Raw genomic sequence first — 23,198 nt, 5'->3', positions numbered from 1 at the left:
AAGGCCCGGAACGTCGTCCGGGCGCGTGTCCTGCGATTTATCGACGCGCGGCCGAAGCCGCAGGCGTCATTGGCGTCGCGACATCGTCCGCGAGGGTGCGCAAATGCCGGTAGGCACTGTGCAGCGCCGCTTCTCCGCCGAAGGCACCCGCCTTCGTGACGATGTGCATCGGCGCACCGTTGGCGGGGCGTCCCACGGCAACGCCGGGTTCGACTTCGGAAAGGAGTTCCAGGGCGCCGATGCCGGCCGCGCTCAACATCGCGCGCGCCGTTTCGCCGCCGGTGACGACAAGGCCCGACAGGCGCGTGAAGTGCGGCGCGATCAACGTCGCCAGCGCCGCCGAGAGTTGGGCACCCTCGGCAGGGTCAAACGCGTCGTCGCGGCCGATGCGCACCAGCAGATCCGTACCGTCGTCGATCGCCGCGCCAATCCGCTCGCACCACACGGTGCTTTCGGGATGCGATGCGCCCACACGCAGCACAGCAGGCGGCACGATCCATTCGACAACGGCGTTATCGTCGCGCAAACGCGCGCACTGCTGTTCCGATACCGCAGACAGGCTGCCGACGAGCGTGAGCACACGGCCGTTGGCACGTTGGGGCGCCATGTCGTGCAATCGCCCCAAAGCGGTTTCCGGCGCGTTTGCCGCGCGTTCCTGCGGCGCGAACAGTTCCGGCAGCGCCGCCAGCTCGCGCGCCAGACCGCCCGAACCGACCCAGAAAATGTCGTTGCGCGCCGCACTGGCGCGAGCCAGCATGGCGAGATCGGCGTCCGTCTCGGCGTCGACGATGAGCGCCGCAACGCCATCGGCGTGCGCCGCTGCGATCACGTTGTCCAGCGCGGCCTGAACCGTCTCGGCGTCGCCGCGCAGCAGACCGGCCGATACCGTCTGCGTTGTCATGCCTGCGGCGGCGAGCATGGGAGCCAGCCCCGCTTCCAGACCGTCGTGCTCCAACCGCCACGTGTCGGTCTGTGCCAGCGGCACGCCGCGCACGAAGACCTCGCCGTTCTGCACGGTGCGGCCCGTGGCGGGGAACGCGGGCGCGACGAGGGCCAGTCCGGCGAGTGGCTGCAATGCCGCCACTTCCGCGACCCAATTGCCGCGCAACGTGGAATCAATCTTCTTGTAGAGCCGGCGTCCCGGCGCCGCCAGTCGCTCCCACGCGGCTACCGCACGTGCGGCCGCCTGCGCGGGCGCGAGGCGGCGTGTATCCGTGTCGATGGCCACGACTTGCGCGGCCGCATTGAAGCCGTCGATATCGAGCGACACCACGCTGCGGCGACCGGCATTGGTAAAGCCGATCGCACAGTCGGCGGCGCCGGACAAATCGTCGGCGACAATCAAGATACTCACTGCACAACCCCCTTGGCGGCGGTCCCGGCGCTGCGCGCCATTGCCCGCTTGGCTACGGCGGCCGTCAGAATCGGAGAGACGATGGCCGTGACGACGACGCACGCCGCCACCAGCAGCGTGGCGCTCTTGGCCGCTTCCTCATAGACCGGGTTGGCGGCGGCGATCAGCGCGGGCACGGCGGCAGCATTGCCCGCGGTGTTGGCGGCGGCCGTACCGGCCACGCCCGTGCCGCCCGTCAGACGGTCGACGATGTACAGCGGAATGCCGGTCACGACGACAACGGCGAAGCCCAGCAAGATGCCCAGCAGACCGGCTTGCCAGACCTTGTGCAGATCGAGGCCCGCGCCGAGCGCCAGCGCGAAGAACGGAATCATCACCGGCACGGCACGGCCGAGGAAGTCGCGCATTTCACGGTCGAGGTTGCCCAGCAGCATGCCCACGGCCAGCGGCAGAATGCTGCCCACCAGCGTCGGCCAGGGGAACGCCGACAGACCGGCCACGCCCAGCGTCACCATCGTCAGGAACGGCCCCGACTCCAGCGACATGATCGTGTATGCGCCCACGTCCTCCGAACGGCCGTACTGCCCCATCAGCGCCATGTACAGGCCGCCGTTGGTGTCGTTCATCGCGGCGACCACGGCCAGCGTGGAAATGCCCGCGAACATGCCCGACGTGATCGGCGCTTCGCCGAGGAAATGGCCGAGCACGATACCGACCACGATGGCCGCACCGACCTTGGCGGCGAACAGTGCGCCGCCCTTCTTCACGAGATACGGCGTCGCCTTGACGTCGATGCTTGCGCCCATGCAGACGTAGAAGACCGCGAGGATCGGCAACGCGCCCGTGAACAGCGCATTGGTAAACGAGCCGAAGAACTTCGGCATGTCCGGCATGAACGTCGCGATCAGCGAACCGATCAGCAGGGGAACGATCATCATCCCGCCCGGCACGCGTTCGATCGCGCGCTTGATACGAATTTGAGCCATTGTTGTCTCCCGACTGGTATCAATTTTTGATTAATCGATCATTATTTTGATCGATTCAAGCAGGCGGAAGTCTAATCGCTGCCAGAAAAATGTGCAAACTTTGTGACTAGGGGTTTATCCCGGGCCGAAATCGGAGCGACTTCGCCCATCGGGATACCGTCCGGCGGCTCGCCAGAACGCAAAATGATCGAATCGATCATTTTAGGGGCGTCCCGCGATCACGCGAACGCCGCCCACCCTGCCCGACGATTTCGCGGCACGGCAGGCTACACTATGCGCGCCATGCGACGAACCTGCCGTTCGCTCGCGCGGCGTCTCGATTCGATCCGACTCGCTCCGCTCTCCGACACACCCATGAAAGTTGCAAACCGCCGCGAGGCGATTTTCAAAGCCGTTCTGTCCGGCATGACCGACGTTGCCGCGCTGTGCGCGCATTTCGGCATGTCCGAGGCGACCGTGCGCCGCGATCTGCGCGCCCTGGCCGACGAGCGCCGCATCGTGCGCACGTACGGCGGTGCCGCCGCGCCGGTGCGCATGCACGAACCCGAAGAGTCGCTGGAGTTGCGTCGCGAGAGCTTTCGCGAGCAAAAGGACGCCATCGCGCGCGCCGCCGTCGCCCATGTCGACGATGGGGATACCATCTTCCTCGACGGCGGCACCACCACCGAAGCCATGGCGCGCTTTCGGGCCGGAGGCGATGGGGTTCACGTGGTGACTAACAACCTGCGGGCGGTGGGCGCACTCGCCGCCAACAAGGGGCCGGACACGCTACCGGGCGGCGATGTGCGCCCGTCGAGCATGAGCGTGCTCGGACCATTGGCGCAGTTGGCGCTCTCGCGGGTGTCCGTCGACAAGGCCTTTCTGGGGGCCGACGGCGTGGTTGCCGGGCGCGGCCTGTGTGAGGCGTCGGCCGAACAGGCGTGGCTCAAGGAGTGCATCATTCGCCAGTCGGCGAGTGTCTATGTGCTGGTAACGGCCAACAAACTCGACCGCGCGAGCCAGCAACACTGGACGCCGCTCGAGCGCGCCTGGACACTTGTCACCGAAGCGGCGTTCGACGACGACGCCCTCGCCGAATTCCGCAAGCACGCCGAAATCACGATCGAATCGGTAAGCTGAAGCGTCCCATTCCGAGTCAGACACGTCCTCGCCCTATCGCCATGACACTCGATCCTTCCCTCGTTTCCGTGTTCGCGCCCACGGGCGTGCTGCGCGCCTGCATCAATCTCGGCAATCCCATCCTCGCCGGACTCGACGCGCAGTCGCAACCGTGCGGCATTTCCGTCGATCTGGCAGGCGCCCTGGCGCAGCGCCTTGGTGTGCCGCTCGCACTGGAAACGGTCGACGCGGCAGGGAAATCGGTCGACGTGGTGTCCGCCGAGCAGGCGGATGTCGGCTTCTTCGCCGTGGATCCGCGTCGCGCCGCAACCATCACGTTCACGGAACCGTATGTCCTGATCGAAGGCTATTACCTGGTAGCCGACGCGTCGCCGGTGAAGAGCAACGCCGATGTCGACAAGGCGGGCACCCGCGTCGTCGTCGGCAAAGGCAGTGCATACGATTTGTTCCTGACGCGCGAACTCGAGCACGCCGAAATCGTGCGCGCACCGACCTCGCCGGCAGTGGTGAAGACGTTCCTCGAAGGGGGATATGACGTCGCGGCAGGCGTGAAGCAGCAGATCGAGGCCGACATCGCGGGCACGCCCGGTTATCGGCTGCTCGGCGAGCGCTTCATGGTGATTCGCCAGGCGATGGGCCTGCCGATCGGACGCGGCGAGAAAGCCAACGCGTTCCTCGCCGCGTTCGTGCAAGAAATGAAGACATCGGGATTTGTCGCCGACGCGCTGCGACGTCACGGCATTACGGGCGTGTCGGTCGCACCGTAACCGACTGCGTGTGCGCGGCGTCCGGTGCTTGCATCGAGGCGCGCATCAAACGCCTCGGGCGAGCCCCTTGGCCACGTCTTCCAGAGACTTGCGTTCGTTCACGCCATCGGCAAGCTCGGTGACGAACCACGGCAGGATCAGTTGGGTGTCGCTGTCGGACAGACCGATGCGCACGCGGTCCACCCGGTCGACGAGACCGGGCGGCGTGGCCTTGTCGGGCGACAGGCTGAGGCCGACTTCGGTCGGCCCTCCGGGTTGTGCGGGATGCGCCGAAGCGAAGGCCGATGCGCCCAGCAGCAGCAAAGCTGCCAGGCGTTTCGTGCGTGACAAGGTCGACATGGTGCCCATCCTCTGAAGAAGTGCGATGTGTACGCCACCTGTTGCCAACCCTGGCACGTGGCGCGGAAGCGGTCACTCGCATTCTCGGATACGCCACCGCGCGCTGCTATTGGAAAGTTGTGATCATTTGTGAACGTTTGTGGCGGCCCATCGACGTCGCCTCATGCCCTAGCGCGACGCGAGCGTAGCCACAGGAACTGCAGGACCGATCCCAATACGAACACGCCCAGCCACGCGACCAGGGTGCCGCGCACCAGCGGCGAGTCCGGGCCGCTCGCCAACGGGTGGCTGGCAGGCAACCGCGTCAGCGTCTCGTTGATGCCGGGCACCATCAGCAGAAAGAAGCTGAAGGCAAAAGCGAACTGCGCCAGATACGGTCGCGCACGCCCGAAGGCGTTGATCCTTGGCGCCAGCAAGCCGCCCGAAATCGCCAGCAGCGCCAGAATCCCGAGGGCATGCCCCGCGTTGAATCCGCCGGTGCTGGACAAACCGAACGACGTGACGACCGAGATCACCATCGTCGCCAGATACAACCTGGCGGACGACGTGGCGAGGTCGATCCTTTGATACCGGACATAGCTGTAAAGACCGGCGACGAACGTCACGATGCTAATGACCGTATGGCCCACGCCTAACGTGGACAGGGGATGTGGCATGGTATGGCACTCCTTCTCAAAAAGCCGCCCCAGTAGGCGCGAGACCAGACGACGGAGGGAACGGCGACAGACATCAAACACACAACCAACTAGTTGGTTGGTTGCCCACCTCAAAAAATGGACGCCGAAGCGTCCTGCGAACGAATACAACGGTCACGGCCGAGCACACAAACGACCGATGGCGGCGCCCGAAATCGCCTCGAAGGCGTCGCCCGCTTCCGTGCTACCCAGCGCCCTCGCCGTCAACATCGCGCCGTGGACCGTGGACATGAACGCCTGCGCCTCTACGTGCGCGCTCGCGCCCAGCGTGAACTGCCCCTTTGCGACACCCTCTTCGAGCACCGACGCAATCCAGGCAGCCAGTTCGTCGAAATGGCGCCGCACCTCGTGCGCGATCTCCGGCGGGATCATCGGCAACTCGGCCGCCAGCATGGCGCAGATGCAGATCGGTAACGCACCGTCGCGAATACATCCCGCCCAGTAGCCGGTGTAAGCCATCAGCCGCGCTTGCGGATCAGGCACCTGCCGATCCAGCGACGCCAGCCCCTCGCGGGTCTGCTCCCGGTGCAGCGCCACCACCGTCAACACCAGATCCGCCTTGCTCGGGAAGTGGTGATGAATGCTGGCCTTGCCGATATGGACCCGTTCGGACAGGTCGGCATAGCTGAAGCCGTGATACCCGCCTGCGGCCAGCAACTGCTTCGTGTGATTGGCGATCTCGGTCGCTCGGGGTGACAGCTCGATACTCATGGCGCTTCGGTCGATGGATTAGCAGCCAATCTACTAGTTGGTTGGTTTCGCGTCAAGCCCTTCGCTCCTTACCATCATGGCAATGCTCGTCATCGGATCAGATCGCAATGAATCTGTAGGCGCTCGGTAGGATTGCGATGGAGGCGGAATCCCTGCTCGAGCAGTGCGGAATTGACCGCAGCGAGCGCCGCCGCGTAGCGTTTCGCGCGGCGCTTTTGCAGCGCCGGCGGTGTGAATACCCCGAGCGGCAACATCCGAACCCGGTGGCCGTTCACGCGAAACGACACATCGATGTGCGTCCCGTCGATGTCATGACCGTTGCTACCGAAGATGTCCGCGATCTCCCCCGTTCGGGCGGGGTAGCACATCCGGAACACGCGGGTGCCCACGGCGCGGAACTGGCGTCGCGCCATGCCGATCCGGGCAGCCTTCGGCTCGTAGCCACGCGTGAGGATCAACGTGATGCCCTGCGGTAGCGCCGCTTGCGCTGCCGCCAGTTTTCGCAACGCCAGTTCGTCGACATGCACGCGACGTGCGGGCCAACGCGGGCAAATATGCAGGTCGCCGCGCGTATCGTGCGCGAGCGAAAGCAGATTCGACACAGGGGTCGGCGTCGTGCCTCGGCAATCCGTCACATCGTCCTCAGGCAAGCCGGAAGTAAGCGATGGCGCTTTGCAGCGATGCGCCCTGCGCTTCCAGCGATTTCGATGCCGCCGCCGATTCCTCGACCAACGCGGCATTCTGTTGCGTCACGTCATCCATCTGCGTCACCGCCCGGCTCACTTCATCGATGCCGTGCGTCTGTTCAACCGACGCGTTGGCAATCTCGTCCATGATCCTCGTGACCTGCTCGACGGCGGCCGTCACATCGACCATCGTGGCGCTCGCCGCATTCGCGAGATCGGAACCCTCGCGTACCTCAGCCACCGAGTGCGCGATCAATTCACCGATTTCCTTGGCCGCCGTGGATGAACGCAGCGCGAGTGCCCTGACCTCGCTCGCCACCACTGCGAACCCGCGCCCCTGTTCGCCTGCCCGTGCGGCTTCGACCGACGCATTGAGCGCGAGGATATTCGTCTGGAACGCGATCCCTTCGATCGCGCTGGTGATATCCGAAATCTTGTCCGAGCTTGCGCTGATGGCCGTCATCGATTGGAGCACGCGCCCCACGGTTTCCTGCGCATCGGTGGCCACACCGGAGGCCTTCCGGGCCACGTCCCGCGCCTGCGACGCGCTATCGGCGTTCTGCTTCACCGCCGATGCCAGTTGCTCCATGCTGGCCGCCGTCTGTTCGAGCGAAGCTGCCTGCTGCTCGGTACGCGAGGACAGGTCGACGCTGCCCATCGCAATCTCCCGAGCACCCGAGGCAACGCCGGCTGCTGCCATGCGCACGTTGCCGATCAGGTCCACCAGACTCGAACGGGTCGCCGACAGCACATCGAGCAGACTGTCCTGTGGGCACTTGCTTTCATCGCCTCGCGAGTTGAGATCCCCCTCCGCGATTCGCTGGAGCGCATGCCGTGCGACCGCCGGATCGGCGCCGATCTCGCGATGCACGGTGCGCCGCATCTGCCACCCCAGCAAGACGGCGACCAGACAGCCGAGCGCGGCAACCACCATCACGAGCAACGTAACTTCGCGCGCGTTGCGCTGGGTGACTTCATGCACGGTGGCCGCTTGCGCGCGACCCAGGTCGATCTGCTTGAGCAGCGCGCCTCGCAGCGCTCGCCAGGCGGGCGTCTCCTCCGAGTTGAGCGCCCCAGCCACCTCCGGGGAACCCGATGTGATCAGACCGAGCACACGTTCGTGAATACGGGCACGGGCTTCGCCCAATCGCCGAATCTCGTCCATCGCCGATGCCGTACTTGCCCCGCCGGTCAGTCGTCGCACCGCCTCGTAAGCCTTGTCGTAGCTCTCGTTCGAGCGACGGAAGTTGTCATGACCGGTCGTATTGCCCGGATCGAGCGCGATATTACGCAGCGCCTGCTCGGCCTGAAGGCCCTGCGCGTACATTTCGGTAAGCCCGGTCACTTCCGCCTGATAGACGCCAATGTACCGGTCGAAGTCGCTTTGGGTTCGCAATTGCCCCCACAGCGCGACGCCGAGGGCTACGCAGAAGAACAGCGCCGGCACGAGCAGGCACAGGGCTAGTTTTCGTTGGAAACTCATAGGTGCGGAGCCGGTGTCCCGGTGTGTGAGGAACTGTTGTCGTGTCGGCACGCCGGGCAAACCGCCGTCCCATGACTTACTCCGATTCAGTCCCGATTCATTTTGAATAATTTTCTACGGACTTCGAATGTATAGCGTCCCGCCTATTACGCATGTGCTGCAATGCGCAGCGATTATGCCGCAATCGGATCGTCATTACGCCGCCGAATAACACCCAAAACGGCGGCCTAATCCGCGCGATGTTTCGATAGCGCCGTTGCCGGCTTCGCGGCGACGTACGCAGGACCTCATTCGGATCGCCCCGGCGATAGATGGCGGCATACGGTGATTTGAGGCGATTGCCGCGCCGGCCCGGGCGCCAGCGGGCGTTCGGGTGCTTTGTTCACCGGGCGGTCCTTGCGAAACGCCGATTAGCTTCTATTATCAATGTCTCATGCATCGTGTTTCGGCGGACGGTGAAGGTCGGCACACCCGCGAATCCGGCTTGGTCGGGGAGGTCTCGATGAAACGTCGTGAAGTGTTGGCCCTGATCGCTGCGAGTGCGGTTGCCGAAAGTCCCGCCAGCCTGGCGCAGCAAGCGCCAGCGCAATACCCGAATCAAATCGCATTGCCTAAGCCCGTGCTGGCCGGCAAGGTGTCGCTCGAAGAGGCGCTCGCCCGACGCCGATCCGTGCGCGCCTTCGGCGCTGCGGCGTTGCCGCTCGACACCCTCGGACAACTGCTTTGGGCCGGGCAAGGGATCACGAGCACAGACGGCAAGCGAACCGCGCCGTCCGCAGGCGCCCTGTACGCGCTCGACCTCTATGTCGTAACGGCGTCCGAGGTGATTCACTACCTCCCGAGCGGGCACCGAGCCGAATCACGAACGACAGCCGATCTTCGACCGCAGTTGAAATCCCTTGCGGTACAGCAAACCTCCATCACCTCGGCGCCGGCCGTGCTGGTGGTCGCAGCGGATCCCGGCAGGCTCGTTGCGCGGTACGGGGCAAGAGCCAATGTCTACGCCGACATCGAAGCGGGACATGCGGCACAGAACCTGTTGCTTCAAGCCACGGCGCTCGGCCTTGGGACGGTTCCCGTCGGCGCCGTGAATGGCGCAGGCGCTGCACAAGCCCTCGCACTGCCACCCGGACAAACCGTGATTTATCTCATTCCGACGGGCTTCATGCCCTGACGCTGATTCACACAAGAAAACCGGCGAAAGCGGTTATTTATCTTGTAATCCAAATCAGGCATTTCCGCGGGAATCCGCAGGCTGACGAAGGAAAATCGGCTTGCGGAAATCTCGTCAGCACCTAGTATTAATCACTTACATATAAAGAACCAAACGATTCGCACCGGGGGCGGCAAACGCGATGATAAGAAGGTGGCACAATGACCTACGCTTCCGTTCCAGTCGATTTGCTCCATTGGATTCTGGCAACGCTCTCCATCGTTGCCCTGCTGGTCTTCCTTGTGCCGCTTCGGTGGCGGGCCCCCGAGGCGGGCCCCGGCGCCATGTTCGTTGCGGGCCTGATCGCTTTCTTCGCCTTTCGCACCCCCATCTCGACCTTGACGGTCGCCAGTGCGAAGGGCATCTGGGACGCCATCTTCATTCTGTACGTGATGTGGCCGGCCCTGCTCCTCTACCAGATCACGAAACAGGCCGGTGGTTATGACGCGCTCCGGCACGGCATCTCGCGCTTCAGCCGCAACGAGCTGTTCATCATCCTCGCCCTTGGCTGGATCTTCTCGTCGTTTCTTCAGGGCATAGCGGGGTTCGGCGCGCCGATTGTGGTCGTGGCCCCCCTCCTGCTCGCCATGGGCGTGAGACCCGTATACGCGGCCGCCATTTCCATCATCGCGCACGCATGGGCCCGATTCTTCGGCACATTGGGGGTCGGCTGGCTGGCGACGTTGCAGGTGGCGGAGGTGCAGGACGTGACCCGCGCCGCATTCGAATCCTGCCTGCTGCTGCTCATCCCGACATATATGGGCGGCCTGCTCATCGTGTGGCTCTACGGACGCGGCCCCGCAGTGCGTCACGCATGGCCGCTCGTGTTGATCCTCGGCACGATTCTCGGCGTCGGACAACTGCTGTTCGCCTTCCTCAGTCCGGAACTGTCGACATTCCTGGCCGCCGCCGTGGCGATGATCGCGCTGTACCCGCTCTCGCGCTGGCGCCGTTACAGTGACCCCGTACCGGTCGAAGAAGTCCCCGAGCGCCCCGCCATGGACGAATCGGCCGTGCGTACCGACATCAACGCAGAAAAGCCCGTGATGAGCATCGGTATGGCATTCATGCCATATGTAGTACTAACCATCGTCACGTTGAGCATTCAGTTGATCGATCCGCTGAACAACGCGCTGCGCCAGTTCAGAATCGGCTTGCCGTTTCCCGAGGTCACCACGGGCTTTGGCGTCACCAATGCGGCCACTGCGCGATATGCGCCGTTTTCCCTGCTGACGCACCCGGGAACGATGTTGTTGATCGCCGCAGTCGTCGTGTGGGTCGTCTATCGATCCAACGGGTTTTACGCGGCGTGGCAAGCGCGCCACGGTGGGGAAAACCTGGGCCGCTCGCTGTTGACGGACGGCGTGCCCGCGTCGCTGCCGGTGATCGCGTTTCTGGTGACCAGCCGAATTCTTGACCACAGTGGCCAGACCATGGTGCTTGCCCACGGGATCGCCGACGTATCGCCCCCGCTCGTCTACGCCGGGATTGCCAGTGTGATCGGCGCGCTCGGTGCCTTCATGACGTCGAGTAGCACTGCGTCGAATGTGCTGTTCGGCGGCTTGCAGAGCGACGTCGCCCAGCTTCACTCGATGCCGGTAGAGGCCATCATCGCCGCCCAGGCCGCAGGTAGCGCGTACGGCAACGCCATCGGCCCCGCAAACATCGTGCTCGGCACCAGCATCACGGGGATCAAGGGACAAGAGGGCGCCGTCATGCGGCTCGCCATTCCGTGGACCATCATCGTGGCGATCCTGACCGGCATCGGGACGGTCGCCCTCGTGGTCCTCGCCTGAGGGGAATGTCATGGACAAGCTCGTTGCCGAAACGCTTGCACTGATCCTGATGTTTGTCGCCTTTCCGGTCGTGAGTCACGGCTCGACCGGCAACAACGGGTTCCTCGTGACCATCGGACTGCTGTGCGTGATCGCGGCCGGTGCGCTGCCGATCATCACGCGGTTCATGGATCACTCGAAAGACAAGGTGAGAGACGCCGGCATGGAGTTCGACGACCGCGCCTCGTAAGCCGCGATCGATCCCCTGCCCTCTCGCGCGCCGACGGATCTCCCGCACAGGAGTCAAACATCATGAGTCATGCCAATGGCCCCCGCACGGGCCGCCCCCCTACGCGTGCCCCGCAAGGCATGGTGGCGACGCCACACTATCTGGCCAGTCAGGCCGGCGTCGAGATGTTGCAACGCGACGGCTCGGCGGTCGATGCCGCCATCGCGGCCAACGCGGTCCTCTGCGTGGCCTACCCGCACATGGCCGGACTCGGCGGCGACGGCTTCTGGCTGATCGCCGACCCGGCGGACGGCCAGATCCACGCCATCAACGCCAGCGGTCCCGCCGCACAAGCGGCAACGCTGGACCTGTATCGCGGCAAAGCGGGTGCGACCGAGATCGGTGCACGCGGGCCAAAGGCCGTGCTGACCGTGCCCGGGGCGATCGACGGATGGCGTCTGGCGCATGAACGTTTCGGACGTCTGCCCTGGGCTGCCCTCTTCGGTCCGGCCATCCGTTACGCGCGCGACGGCGTGCCGGTCTCGCGCTCGCTGGTCGACTGGACCGTGCAGGACGAGCCGATCCTCAAGCAGTACCCGCAAACCGCCGCCATCTTCCTGCCGGGCGGCCGCGTGCCGGTCGACGGCGACCGTCTGGTGCAGGCGGCATTGGCGCAATCGTTGCAACATCTTGCGGAGAACGGTGCGCGCGCCGGCTTCTACGAGGGCGCCATCGGCGAGCGCATCTGCAAGGGCCTCGGGCCTGCCGGGTCGCCGCTGGCGGCCAGCGATTTCGCCGCGTACCAGGCGGAATGGGTCACACCGATCAGCGCCGACTACCGTGGCCATACGGTCTACGAACTGCCGCCGAATACGCAGGGCTTCACGCCGCTGCAAATTCTCAACATGATCGAAGGGTTCGACGTGCGCGCCTGGGGCGACGGCACGGCGGACTACTATCACTTTCTGGCCGAGGCCGTGAAAATCGCATTCGCCGACCGGGAAGAATGGCTCACCGACCCGCGTTTCGTCTCGATCCCCGTCGACAAGCTCATCTCCAAAGCGTACGGCGACGAACGACGCAAACTGATCGATCCCGCACACGCGCTGGACATCGCCACGGTGCCGGCCGGCATCGCTTATGCGCACGCCCACGCGCGGCTGCCCCCGGACGGCGACACGTGCTACTTCTGCGCGTCCGACAAGGAAGGCATGGTGGTCTCGCTGATCCAGTCGATCTATCACGACTTCGGCAGCGCCGTGACCGGTGGCGACACCGGCATCATCATGCAGAACCGCGGTGCGTTCTTCTCGCTGGACGAAAACCATCCGAACTGCCTGGCGCCGGGCAAGAAGACCTTCCACACGTTGATTCCCGCGCTGATGACCCGCGACGGCAAGCCCTACCTCGCCTTCGGTTCGATGGGCGGGGAAGGACAACCGCAGACACAAGCGGCGATGATCACGCGCATCATCGACTTCGGTTACGACGTGCAACAGGCGATCGAAGCGCCGCGCTGGCTCATGGGGCGCACGTGGGGCACCAAGTCGCGCAATATGTCGCTCGAAGGTCGTATTCCCGATCAGGTGGTGCGGGAACTCAAGCGTCGCGGACAGCCGGTGCAGATGGTCACGGACTGGAACGACAACATGGGGCATGCGCACGGCATTCTTGTCGATCGCGAACGCGGCTGCTATGAAGGCGGCGCCGATCCACGCGGCGACGGTGCGGCGCTCGGCTACTAGCGGTCTCATTCGTCAGGAGGCGGTCGTCGATGAATCCGATGGTCGTGACGTCGCTGGTGCTGGTCGTGACGATGGCGCTGTTCATCTGGAACCGTTTGCCTGCGGCTGTCGTCGCGGTCATGTCGCTGATCGCGCTCTACCTGAGCGGTGTACTCACGATGCACGAGGCGCTCAGCGGGTTCGGTGACCCGCTGATCGTCTTCATCGCGGCGTTGCTGGGCATCGGTATCGGTCTGGAGACCACCGGCGTGGGCACCTGGGCCGGACAGTGGCTGATTCGCCATGCGGGCAGTCACCCGAAGCGTCTCATCGCCTCGCTCCTGATCCTGAGTGCCGTATCGACGGCATTGATCGGCATGAACGGGGCCGTGGTGGCAATGTTGCCGATCGCCGTCGTGATCTGCGTGCGCATGAAGATTCCGCCATCGCAACTGATGATGCCGGTGTCGATTGCCTGTCTGACCGGGGCAAAGCTGACGTTGCTGGGCAGCCCGGTCAATGTCATCGCCACCAATGCGGCAGATGCAGCCGGCGGCACCCCCATCCGCTTCTTCGAGTGGTCCATCGTCGGCCTGCCGCTCTTCGCGGGCACGCTCTTCATCATTCTGGTACTCGGGCCGCTGTTGCTCCCCAAGCGGCAGTCGAGCGCGCTGCCCGCCGACTTCAGCCAGCATGCGAATACCCTGGTCGAGCAATACCGGATTGCCGATGGGACGTACCGCCTGCGTATCCGGTCAGGCTCTCGCCTCATCGGCAGGACGTTTGGCGACATCGACCCGGCGCCGTATCCGGGCGTCGATTTGCTGGGCGTGGTGGACGACGAGAATCACCCCATCGATGCGGCGCCGCTCGCCGAGGGGCAGCATCTGCTCGTGCGAGGCAATTCGGGGAACATCGCACAACTCGCCAGCGATCTCGGTCTGGCGATCCGGGAGCCGGTGTCGGAGGCGCACACGCTCACGAACGCGCTGTTCAATCGATCCTCGGGACTCGCCGAAGTCGTCATTCCGTCGCGCTCCGCCTTGATCGGTCAAACCGTGTTCCCCGGCATGGCGACACACGAAGGCGATCTGATCGTACTCGCGGTGCAGCGCGGCAATCAGGATCTCGGGAATGTGCCGACCGCCTTGCGCGCCGGCGACCATTTGCTGTTTCGCGGCACGTGGGAAGCGCTCGACAAGCACTTCTCCGACCCGCAACTGTTGATGGTCGAAGCGCCGCAAACCGTGCGGCGGCAAACCGTGGCGCTGGGTCGGGGGGCGCGTGAAGCCCTGATCATTCTGGCCGCGCTGGTCGTCATGCTCGCGACCAATGTCGTGCCGGCTGCCGTCGCCACCCTGATGTGCGTGACGGCGATGGTGCTCATGCGCGTCATCACGCTGGATCAGCTGTATCGCATCGACTGGAATACCTGCATTCTGGTCGGCGCACTGATCCCGCTGGCGACCGCCATGTCGAATACGGGGCTCGCCTATCTGCTCGGCGATTACGTGATTCAGGTCGTTGGTGCAGGTGGGCCTCGCGCCGTGATGGCCGGCCTGTTTCTCGTGGCGTGCGTGCTGACGCAGGTGATCTCCAACAATTCTGCAGCACTGGTGATGGTGCCGATCGCCGTGGCGACCGCGCAGGAACTGGGCGTGTCGGTCACGCCGTTCCTGATCGCCGTGGCGCTGGGCGCCGGGGCCGCTCACCTCACGCCGATGAGTACGCCCGTCAACATCGTGACGTACGGGCCGGGCGCGTATGCATTCGGCGATTACTGGAAAATCGGCCTGTTGATCGCGCTCTGGTCGTTGACGGTCGTCGTGATCATCGCCCCGCTTTACTGGCCCTTCTAACGGCCCCTGTCAGCTCCCTGCCTGACGTCCCCCTCCCCGATACGCATCGCGTATACGACTTTAGTCCAATGCGCCCTACCGGCCCGATGGCTAGCATCCCAATCGAAGGTCGCATTTTGGTCGTGCGCCGAGGTCCGCCGCAATAACTTGAGCGGATTGCCCGGCACGACGGCTGTCTTCGCTTTCTCTCAGCGCCTTCGCCTGATTCGTTTTCTGGAGACCATCGCTATGGCAACCGAAACACCCAAGACCTCGCAAAGCCCCGACGTCGAGCAACCCGCCGAACTGACTGCTGAAGAGATCGCACAGGTCGGCGGGGGCGCCGGCAAGTTCGTCAACACTTCGATCGGCACCGCCCGGCCGCTGGTGAACGGGCCGGACTTCAGGTCCGCGCACTGACGCACCCGCCACATATCACTCTTCATTTTTCCGAAGCGCTGACCATGACAATCAAGACTGATACCAAGCCGCAGAGCACCGAAGTCCAGCCGCCAGTGGAACTGTCGACAGCAGAGATTGCACAGGTTGGCGGAGGCGTGGGCATGACACGTTCCAACCTGAAATTGCCGCCGTTTCAAACCAATGCGGCCGGCGTGACCAAAGTCGTGCCGAGTGGTCCCGGCCCGACGTTCTGATTGCACGAAAATCACTCGCGCCGGTTCTTCCATGCGCGAGTGATCGACGCCGGGTATCACTCCCGCCCATGTGATGCCGCACCCGACGCCCACCTAACCACACCGTGCCCCTATTCCGCGAAGAAGCGCTTGCCGCGCAAAAGACGACCTCCCTCGGGGAGATCGTCCTCGTTCAACCGCTCTCGATGCGCCTGCTCACCGTTGTGCTGACATCGTTCGCCATCGCCGTGATCGGCTTTCTGGCGTTCGGCAGCTATACCCAACGCGCTACCGTTCACGGTCAACTCGTCCCTGAACTCGGCCTGATCAAGCTCTACGTTCCCGACAGCGGCATCGTGGTCGAGCGGCGCGTGCGCGACGAGCAACGGGTGACATCCGGCGATGTCCTGTTTGTGGTCTCCGGCGAGCGTCAGAGCGCACTGGGCGCCACACAGGCCGCCATCAGCGCGCAAGTGCGCCAGCGCGACGAAAGCCTGCGGGACTCGCGCGAGAAAACTCGCGCGATTCAGGCCGGTGAGCACAGCAGCCTCGAAGCCACCGTCAAAGGACTGCGCGGCCAGGCCGGTGCGCTCGACGTGCAGATCGCCGGACAGCGCGAACGCGCTGCGCTTGCCGAGCAGACGGCCTTGCGATACCGCGGTCTGGTCGGTCAGGGCTACATCTCGCAAGAGCAGGCCGACCAGAAACAGGCCGACGCCCTCGACCAACGCAGCCAGTTGCAGACGCTCATGCGCGAGCGGCTTCGCATTGGCGCCGACCTGACGTCGCAGCAAAACGCCCTCGCCGAACTCGCACTGAAGCACGAGAAGCAGCTCGCCGCCATCGACCGGGAGCTATCGGGCAACGCCGAAGCCCTGAGTCAGAGCGAAGCCAAGCGCAGCGCCGTGATCGTGGCGCCGCAGGCCGGCATCGTCACGGCAGTCGTGGCCGACGTCGGACAGGCCGTCGACGCGCGTCGGCCACTGGCCGCCATCGTGCCTGCCGGGTCGCGGCTTCAGGCAGAACTCTATGCACCCAGCCGGTCGGTGGGTGCGGTCAAACCCGGCGACAAGGTGCTGTTGCGTTATCAGGCCTACCCATACGAGCGCTTCGGGCAGCAGCCCGGTGTCGTCGAAGCCGTGGCGCAGACCGCGCTGCCCGCCGAACAACTCGGCGACGCCGCCGGTGCACAGCGCGGGGGAGCGGCCGAACCGTTATATCGCATCACGGTCTCGTTCAACACCACGCCGACGTCGCCGCTCGGCCAACCGTGGGCATTGCGCTCGGGCATGCAGGTCGAGGCCGATCTGCTTCAACAACGTCGCCGTCTTTATCAATGGGCGTTCGATCCCGTCCAGAGCCTGTCGGGGAAACTGTAATCATGCTTGAACGTCTGGCACTGGGGTTTCGCCAACGCATGCCGCTCATGCTGCAGACGGAGGCGGCGGAATGCGGGCTGGCCTGTCTCGGCATGATCGCCGGCTATCACGGCCACGAGACCGATCTGGCAACACTGCGCGGACGCTTCCCGGTCTCGCTCAAAGGGCTGACGCTCGGTGCACTGGTGCAACTGGCCGCCCGCATGGAGCTTGCCTCGCGCCCGGTCAAGCTCGACATCGATGCGCTGTCCAGGCTGCGCCTGCCCTGCATCCTGCATTGGGAGTTCAATCACTTCGTGGTCTTGCGCGAAGTCAGTAGCCGCACGGTCACGATCTTCGATCCGGCGATGGGTATCCGGAAATGCTCGTTCGAGGAGATCTCGCGAAGCTTCACGGGCGTCGCGCTGGAACTCTGGCCGACAGCCCAGTTCTCGCCCCTGCGCGAGCGCAGCCCGGTGCGCCTGCAACGCCTGATCGGGCGGATTACCGGCCTCGGCGCCTCGATCACGCACGTGGTCATGCTGGCGCTGGTGCTCGAAGTGCTGATGGTGCTGCAACCGTTCCTGATGCAGTGGGTCATCGACCATGTGCTACCGAGTGCGGATCGCGACCTGCTCACCACGCTGGCCATCGGCTTCGCGCTCTTGCTGCTGATGCAGCAGGTCACCACGGTAGCACGCGGCTGGGTGCTGATGTTCCTTGGTACCACGCTGAACCTGCAATGGCGCAGCAACGTGTTCATGCATCTGCTGCGCCTGCCGATCACTTATTTCGAGAAGCGGCATCTGGGCGACGTGGTCTCCCGCTTCGGCGCCATCGACGCCATCCAGCGTACGCTGACAACGTCGTTTCTCGAGGCGATGCTCGACGGTCTCGTGATGACCCTCACCCTCGCCATGATGTTCGTGTTCAGCGCACCGCTCGCGTGGATCGCCGTAGGCACGATGGCGCTCTATGCCTTCGGGCGATGGCTGTGGTTCGTGCCGCTGCGCGACGCCACCGAGGCCCAGATCATCCACACCGCCAAGCAGCAGACGCACTTCCTCGAAACCGTGCGCGGCGTAAAGACCATCAAGCTGTTCCGTCAGCAGGACGAACGGCGCTCGCGCTGGCTCACCCTGCTCGTCAATCAGATCAACGCCGATCTCATGATCCAGAAGATGGCGCTCGGCTATCGCGCATTGAGCGGCGTACTGTTCGGCCTGGAGACCATCGTCATCGTCTGGCTGGGCGCGCGGTTCGTGCTGGGCGGCACGTTCACGGTCGGCGCATTGATCGCGTTCATGGCCTACAAGCTGATGTTCGACACGCGCGTGAGTGCGCTGCTCGACAAGTGGGTGGATGTGAAGATGATGCAACTGCAGGGCGAGCGGTTGGCCGATATCGTGCTGCATGCGCCGGAACCGGCGTCGCCTGCAACCTGGCGCGACGCCGCCGAATTGAGCGATACGCCGTCGGTGCCGGTCATCGAGGTACGCAATCTTCGCTTTCGCTACAGCGAGCATGAGCCTTATGTGCTCGACGGCGTGAACTTCCGGATCGAAGCCGGCGAATCGGTGGCGATCACCGGCGCTTCCGGTGGCGGCAAGTCGACGCTGATCAATGTGCTGCTGGGTATCCTGCCGCCGACCGAGGGCGAAGTGCTGCTCGACGGCGTGCCCGTGGGGCATGTCGGACTGGACAAGCTGCGCCAGCTTGCGGGGACGGTGCTGCAGGACGACACGCTGTTCGCCGGCACCATCGCCGAGAACATCAGTTTCTTCGATCCGCATGCCGATCTGTCGTGGGTGGGCGACTGCGCGCAAGTCGCCGCCATTCACGACGACATCGCCGCCATGCCAATGGCCTACAACACGCTCGTCGGCGACATGGGCACCGTGCTCTCCGGTGGACAGAAGCAACGCGTATTACTCGCGCGTGCGCTCTACAAACGCCCAAGCGTGCTGTTTCTTGACGAGGCGACCAGCCATCTCGATGTTGCGCGCGAACGGGAGGTCAACGCCGCCGTTGCGATGCTGCCCATCACCCGCATCATCGTCGCGCACCGGCCCGAGACGATCGTGACGGCGTCGCGTGAACTGATGCTGGCAGCCGGGCGTATCGTCCACGATGTTCGGCGAGCGGGGCAGGTGCTTCACGCTGAAGCGGCGGTCGTGCGTGAGGCGGACGCCGCATCGGCATGAGCACTGTGCACCGTACCGCCAGCCGTTGCATGTCGGGGTTCCTCGCCGGTCTCGCAGTGATCTCGGGTGGCTTCCCTCAAACGGCTCACGCGTGGGGCTGGGACGACCCGCTGCATGCCATGGTGCCGCCGCCACCGGCGCTGCTCGATGTGCCGCCGAGCGCACCCACGTCCGCCTCGTCGCCCAGAATCGCCATGCCAGCGATGCCCACCGCCGCGGCAACAGGTGCCCCGGTGGCGTCCGCTATCGCCCCCCCTTTCGTCAACAGGATCGACACACCGCTGACGTTGTCCGATGCCGTTTCGATGGCATTGGCCTCCGACCCGCGAACACGTCAGTCGTGGGCGGAAATGCAGGCACGGCAGGCGCGTCTTGGCATCGCTCGCGCGGCCTATCTTCCGAATGTGACGGCCACGGGAAGCGTCGCACGCGTCGACCAGCGTGTCGCCTACGACGATTCGCCGGAATTCAATTCCTCGCTGAACACGCGTAGCACAGACATTGCATTGAACCTGATGTGGGTACTGTACGACTTCGGTCAGCGATCAGCGGCGGTGGCTCGCGAGACGGCGTTGGTCGACGCCGCCGTCTCGTCTCGCGAAGCGGGCTTGCAGACAGTTTTCCTCGACGTCGTGAGGGCATACTACGAAGCACAAGCCCGGCGAGGCGTGCTGCGCTCGGCACGCGAAGCGGAGCGCATCGCGAAAGAGAGCTACGACGCCGCCGCCGCAAGGCTGGGTGCCGGTATCGGTGCGCGCGCCGACCGACTTCAGGCGGAGACGACCTGGTCGCGAATGCGTCTCGCCACGCTGCAGGCCGAGAGCGCCGCGCGTCTGGCGCTGGGGCAACTGGCGCTGGCTATCGGCGCACGCCCGGACACGGCACTGCCCCTTGCCCCCTTGCCACCTGTCAATGTCATCGCCGAGCGTCGGGCCATCGGCCCGATGCTCGACCAGGCGCTGGCCGGTCACCCGGAGGTACTGGCCGCACAGGCGGAACTCGAGGCGGCGGAGGCGAACATCGATGTGGTACGCGCCCAGGGACGTCCGACGGTTTCTTTCGTGGCCTGGGCCGACCGTGGCGATACGCCGATCACGCAGGTCACGAGCCGTCAGGTGATCAATAACCGAAGTATCGGTGTGCAGATCTCGATCCCCTTGTTCGAGGGCTTCTCGCGTGGTTATCGCGTACGCGACGCGCAGGCCGAGGCCGACCGGCGCCGCGAGACGCTGAATCTGGTCAAGCGCCGGATCGCAGCGGATGTCTGGCGTCATTACGAAGTGTTCTCCAGCAGCGCCGACGCCTTGCAGCTCTCCGAGACGTTGCTGACACATGCGAGAGAGACGACGGATGTCGCGCTCGGACGCTACAAGGCGGGCGTGGGCACGCTGCTCGAATGGCTCAAAGCCCAGAACGACCTGACGGATGCCGAGCAACAGCGCATTGCGGCATACACCGGCTGGCAGACCGCGCGCCTGCAACTGGCCGCCGACGTCGGACGACTCTCTCCGGAGCTGGTACGCCAGGAGCCGTGATCCGGCGGCCGGTTCAAGACCGAACGCCCCCATCGGAGACCCGGCGCGCACCGGAACTCACGCTTCCATATCCGATCGTGCGCGAACGTCGAGCATGTAGCCCTCGCCACGAATCGTCCGCAGCAGGCGCGGCTCCTTGATGTCTTCCCGCAACTTGTGGCGCAGACGCGAAATCTGCACATCGATGCTGCGATCGAACGCATCGATGGACTTGCCTCGCGCCGTATCCATCAAATATTCGCGGCTCAACACGCGTCCCGGGGCAGAGAGAAACGCATTCAGGAGTCTGAATTCCGCGTTGGAGAGCGGAATGACCGTGTTATCGGGTGCGATGAGGTGGCGGCCGATCAGACTGAGGCGCCACCCGGCGAACCGACGCTCGTCCTTCGGCTCGGGGGACGGCCTCGTCTGTGTTCGGGTGCGACGCAATATCGTCTGAATGCGCGCCACCAGCTCGCGCGGCTCGAAGGGCTTCACGACATAGTCGTCTGCCCCAAGCTCGAGCCCCACGATTCTGTCCGTGGTCTCGCCACGCGCCGTGAGCATGATGATGGGAATCTCCGACGTCGTGCGCAGCTCCCGGCATAGCGTCAGACCATCGCTGTCCGGCAGCATCAGATCGAGCACGACGATGTCGATATCGCTGTGCTCGAGCACGCGATGCATCTCCTCCCCGTTCGCCGCCTGCATGCAGCTCATGCCGAAGTCGGCAAGGCAGTCGCAAAGCAGACTGCGGATCTGTGCATCGTCATCGACGACAAGTACGTGCGTTGCCATTGTCATTTCCCTCTTCTTGTCTCCCACCACGTCGGATCGTCGTCCGCTTTCCCCTGCCGGCTGATTATCCGCGACGAACGTGCCAACAATCTTGCTGCATTGTTGCAGTCTTGAAATATTCCGCCCCCCTGCGCGCGGCATCTCGTATGTATCAAACCCGATACAAAGTTGAGATCAAACAGAAATACCTGCGCCGTAACGTGACTCCACACAAGACATAAGCAGGCAGGAGACACGTAGTCATGAATTACGCCCAACCCAAACCGCCCGCCCGGCGACTGCTCGGTATCGGAGTGGCGCTACTGCTGCACGCACTGATTCTGTATGCCTTGCTCAGCGGGCTCGCGACCCGCGTCGCGACGATCATTCAGGCCCCCATTGAGACACGAATCATCGAGGAGATCAAACCGCCTCCTCCGCCGCCCCCGCCCCCGCCGGTGAAAAAGATCGCGCCCCCGCCGCGCCCCGTCGTTCAACCCAAGGCGTACGTGCCACCGCCTGAAGTTCAGGTGCAGACAGCGCCGCAACCGAACGCCATCGCCGCACAAGCCGACAAGCCCGTCGCCACGGCGCCGGTTGCGCCGCCAGCGCCGCCCGTGAGCAAGCCGGTACCGGCCAATGTCGGCGTCGTTTGCCCGAACTCCGCTCAGGTTCGCGCCGGCATCCGATACCCGCGTGAAGCGCTCCGCGACAACGTCACCGGCAACGTGCTCGTCGAGTTCGTGGTCGGCACCGACGGTCAGATCAAACAGCTTCGTATCGCCCGATCGGCCGCCCCGGTGCTGGACCGGGCAGCCGAAAACGCCGTCCGGCAGTTCGAATGCGTGGCACAGGGCCAGGAAGTCCGCGTTCAGGTGCCGTTCGATTTCCAACTCAATTGAGGCTGTTCTCAACAGCCCATCCTCAAACCCTGAATTCACGTCAAGGAGACGACCATGTTTCAGTTCCCCCATCGTGCCACGCCGCTCACGCCAATGGCTCGCGGCATCAAAGCGCCGACAGCCATCGTATCGCTGCTGGCGGCGTTCGCCTCGTTCAACGCCCATGCCGCCGCGAGCGTCGCCAACCCTTACGGGCTGGAAGCCCTGTGGGAAGGGGGCGACATGATCGCCCGCGGGACCTTGCTCATTCTCGTGATCATGTCGATGGGAAGCTGGTACATCATCGTCGCCAAACTGCTTGAGCAGGCCAAGGTGCTGCGTCGCGCACGTGCGGCAGAGAAGAAGTTCTGGAACGCCGCGTCGCTGTCCGAAGGGGTGCGCATGCTCGACGAAGGGAGTCCGTTCCGTTACATCGCGGAAACGGGACTCTCGGCGCGAGACCACCACCACGGTGCCTTGCTCGATCAGGTCGACCTGAATACCTGGGTCGCGAGCGCCATCGAACGCGCCATGACCGGCGTGTCGAATCGACTCCAGGACGGCCTGTCCTTTCTCGGGACGGTCGGCTCCACCGCGCCCTTCATTGGCCTGTTCGGAACCGTCTGGGGCATCTACCACGCACTCACCGCAATCGGCATTGCCGGGCAAGCCTCCATCGACAAGGTCGCGGGCCCGGTGGGCGAAGCCCTGATCATGACGGCCATCGGTCTTGCGGTCGCCGTGCCTGCAGTGCTCGGATACAACTGGCTTGTGCGTCGCAACAAGGCAGTCATGGAGCGGGTGCGCGAGTTCGGCAGCGAACTGCACAACGTGCTGCTCACGGGAAAGACGACGGCTTCGGCCATCGTGGCGACCCGTACCTCGCAAGTCGCTCGCGTAGGGTGATGTC

The 23,198-nt window shown here is 64.5% G+C and carries 22 protein-coding genes; 14 read left to right on the top strand and 8 right to left on the bottom strand.

Features of this window, described 5'->3' with window-relative positions; all coding sequences use genetic code 11:
- Positions 1-37: 37 nt before the first annotated feature.
- Both ABWO90_RS03400 and ABWO90_RS03395 read right to left on the bottom strand, forming a co-directional pair.
- Positions 38-1,354: a four-carbon acid sugar kinase family protein gene (locus ABWO90_RS03400; protein WP_353189790.1), complete on the bottom strand. Its 1,317-nt coding sequence runs from the start codon at positions 1,352-1,354 to the stop codon at positions 38-40.
- Positions 1,351-2,340, bottom strand: a complete 990-nt coding sequence (locus ABWO90_RS03395) for a 2-keto-3-deoxygluconate permease (RefSeq protein ID WP_353189789.1) — start codon at positions 2,338-2,340, stop codon at positions 1,351-1,353. The genes ABWO90_RS03400 and ABWO90_RS03395 overlap by 4 nt, the downstream gene beginning before the upstream one ends.
- 354 nt (positions 2,341-2,694) lie before the next feature.
- On the opposite strand from ABWO90_RS03395, the gene ABWO90_RS03390 reads away from it, so the two are divergent.
- Both ABWO90_RS03390 and ABWO90_RS03385 read left to right on the top strand, forming a co-directional pair.
- Positions 2,695-3,459, top strand: a complete 765-nt coding sequence (locus ABWO90_RS03390; RefSeq protein WP_353189788.1) for a DeoR/GlpR family DNA-binding transcription regulator — start codon at positions 2,695-2,697, stop codon at positions 3,457-3,459.
- 41 nt (positions 3,460-3,500) lie between these two features.
- Positions 3,501-4,226, top strand: coding sequence for an ABC transporter substrate-binding protein (locus tag ABWO90_RS03385; protein WP_353189787.1), 726 nt, complete (start codon positions 3,501-3,503; stop codon positions 4,224-4,226).
- 45 nt (positions 4,227-4,271) lie between these two features.
- Here the strand turns inward: ABWO90_RS03385 and ABWO90_RS03380 are convergent, their stop codons facing one another.
- From ABWO90_RS03380 to ABWO90_RS03360, 5 genes are all read right to left on the bottom strand, one after another.
- On the bottom strand, positions 4,272-4,565 hold the full coding sequence (locus ABWO90_RS03380; protein ID WP_353189786.1) for a hypothetical protein: 294 nt from the start codon (positions 4,563-4,565) through the stop codon (positions 4,272-4,274).
- A gap of 161 nt (positions 4,566-4,726) precedes the next feature.
- The gene (locus tag ABWO90_RS03375; RefSeq protein ID WP_353189785.1) at positions 4,727-5,221 is read right to left on the bottom strand and encodes a hypothetical protein; all 495 of its coding nucleotides are present in this window, start codon (positions 5,219-5,221) and stop codon (positions 4,727-4,729) included.
- Positions 5,222-5,374: 153 nt separating this feature from the next.
- Entirely contained in the window at positions 5,375-5,971 is a 597-nt protein-coding gene (locus ABWO90_RS03370) for a TetR/AcrR family transcriptional regulator (protein WP_353189784.1), read from the bottom strand.
- 89 nt (positions 5,972-6,060) lie between these two features.
- Entirely contained in the window at positions 6,061-6,573 is a 513-nt protein-coding gene (locus ABWO90_RS03365; protein ID WP_353189783.1) for a hypothetical protein, read from the bottom strand.
- A gap of 40 nt (positions 6,574-6,613) precedes the next feature.
- Entirely contained in the window at positions 6,614-8,140 is a 1,527-nt protein-coding gene (locus tag ABWO90_RS03360) for a methyl-accepting chemotaxis protein (protein ID WP_353189782.1), read from the bottom strand.
- A gap of 502 nt (positions 8,141-8,642) precedes the next feature.
- Between ABWO90_RS03360 and ABWO90_RS03355 the strand changes: the two genes are divergently transcribed.
- The 10 genes from ABWO90_RS03355 to ABWO90_RS03310 all read left to right on the top strand — a co-directional run bounded on the left by ABWO90_RS03355 (position 8,643) and on the right by ABWO90_RS03310 (position 20,651).
- Positions 8,643-9,314: a SagB/ThcOx family dehydrogenase gene (locus ABWO90_RS03355; RefSeq protein ID WP_353189781.1), complete on the top strand. Its 672-nt coding sequence runs from the start codon at positions 8,643-8,645 to the stop codon at positions 9,312-9,314.
- A gap of 200 nt (positions 9,315-9,514) precedes the next feature.
- Positions 9,515-11,149 (top strand): L-lactate permease, encoded by a 1,635-nt coding sequence (locus tag ABWO90_RS03350; protein WP_353189780.1) that lies wholly within the window; start codon positions 9,515-9,517, stop codon positions 11,147-11,149.
- A 10-nt stretch (positions 11,150-11,159) separates the two neighbouring features.
- On the top strand, positions 11,160-11,378 hold the full coding sequence (locus ABWO90_RS03345) for an EmrB/QacA subfamily drug resistance transporter (protein WP_353189779.1): 219 nt from the start codon (positions 11,160-11,162) through the stop codon (positions 11,376-11,378).
- 62 nt (positions 11,379-11,440) lie between these two features.
- Entirely contained in the window at positions 11,441-13,102 is a 1,662-nt protein-coding gene (ggt, locus tag ABWO90_RS03340) for a gamma-glutamyltransferase (protein WP_353189778.1), read from the top strand.
- Positions 13,103-13,131: 29 nt separating this feature from the next.
- Positions 13,132-14,940: an SLC13 family permease gene (locus ABWO90_RS03335; RefSeq protein ID WP_353189777.1), complete on the top strand. Its 1,809-nt coding sequence runs from the start codon at positions 13,132-13,134 to the stop codon at positions 14,938-14,940.
- A 228-nt stretch (positions 14,941-15,168) separates the two neighbouring features.
- Positions 15,169-15,339, top strand: coding sequence for a hypothetical protein (locus ABWO90_RS03330; protein WP_353189776.1), 171 nt, complete (start codon positions 15,169-15,171; stop codon positions 15,337-15,339).
- A 44-nt stretch (positions 15,340-15,383) separates the two neighbouring features.
- The gene (locus tag ABWO90_RS03325; RefSeq protein WP_353189775.1) at positions 15,384-15,575 is read left to right on the top strand and encodes a hypothetical protein; all 192 of its coding nucleotides are present in this window, start codon (positions 15,384-15,386) and stop codon (positions 15,573-15,575) included.
- A gap of 104 nt (positions 15,576-15,679) precedes the next feature.
- Positions 15,680-16,933, top strand: coding sequence for an HlyD family secretion protein (locus ABWO90_RS03320; RefSeq protein WP_353189774.1), 1,254 nt, complete (start codon positions 15,680-15,682; stop codon positions 16,931-16,933).
- A 2-nt stretch (positions 16,934-16,935) separates the two neighbouring features.
- On the top strand, positions 16,936-19,116 hold the full coding sequence (locus ABWO90_RS03315; RefSeq protein WP_353189773.1) for a peptidase domain-containing ABC transporter: 2,181 nt from the start codon (positions 16,936-16,938) through the stop codon (positions 19,114-19,116).
- Positions 19,113-20,651 carry a TolC family protein gene (locus tag ABWO90_RS03310; RefSeq protein ID WP_353189772.1) on the top strand — a complete coding sequence of 513 codons (1,539 nt, stop codon included), beginning with the start codon at positions 19,113-19,115 and terminating at the stop codon, positions 20,649-20,651. The genes ABWO90_RS03315 and ABWO90_RS03310 overlap by 4 nt, the downstream gene beginning before the upstream one ends.
- Positions 20,652-20,708: 57 nt before the next feature.
- Here ABWO90_RS03310 and ABWO90_RS03305 read toward each other — a convergent pair whose 3' ends face one another.
- Positions 20,709-21,428: a response regulator gene (locus tag ABWO90_RS03305; RefSeq protein ID WP_353189771.1), complete on the bottom strand. Its 720-nt coding sequence runs from the start codon at positions 21,426-21,428 to the stop codon at positions 20,709-20,711.
- Between the two features lie 242 nt (positions 21,429-21,670).
- Here ABWO90_RS03305 and ABWO90_RS03300 point away from each other — a divergent pair, with 242 nt between their 5' ends.
- Both ABWO90_RS03300 and ABWO90_RS03295 read left to right on the top strand, forming a co-directional pair.
- Positions 21,671-22,309, top strand: coding sequence for an energy transducer TonB (locus tag ABWO90_RS03300; RefSeq protein WP_353189770.1), 639 nt, complete (start codon positions 21,671-21,673; stop codon positions 22,307-22,309).
- A 54-nt stretch (positions 22,310-22,363) separates the two neighbouring features.
- Complete coding sequence (locus tag ABWO90_RS03295) at positions 22,364-23,194, top strand: MotA/TolQ/ExbB proton channel family protein (protein WP_353189769.1); 831 nt, start codon at positions 22,364-22,366, stop codon at positions 23,192-23,194.
- Positions 23,195-23,198: the final 4 nt, after the last annotated feature.

Source organism: Pandoraea pnomenusa, assembly GCF_040391475.1.
GTDB lineage: Bacteria > Pseudomonadota > Gammaproteobacteria > Burkholderiales > Burkholderiaceae > Pandoraea > Pandoraea pnomenusa_C.
This window is presented reverse-complemented; position numbering and strand designations above follow the sequence as displayed.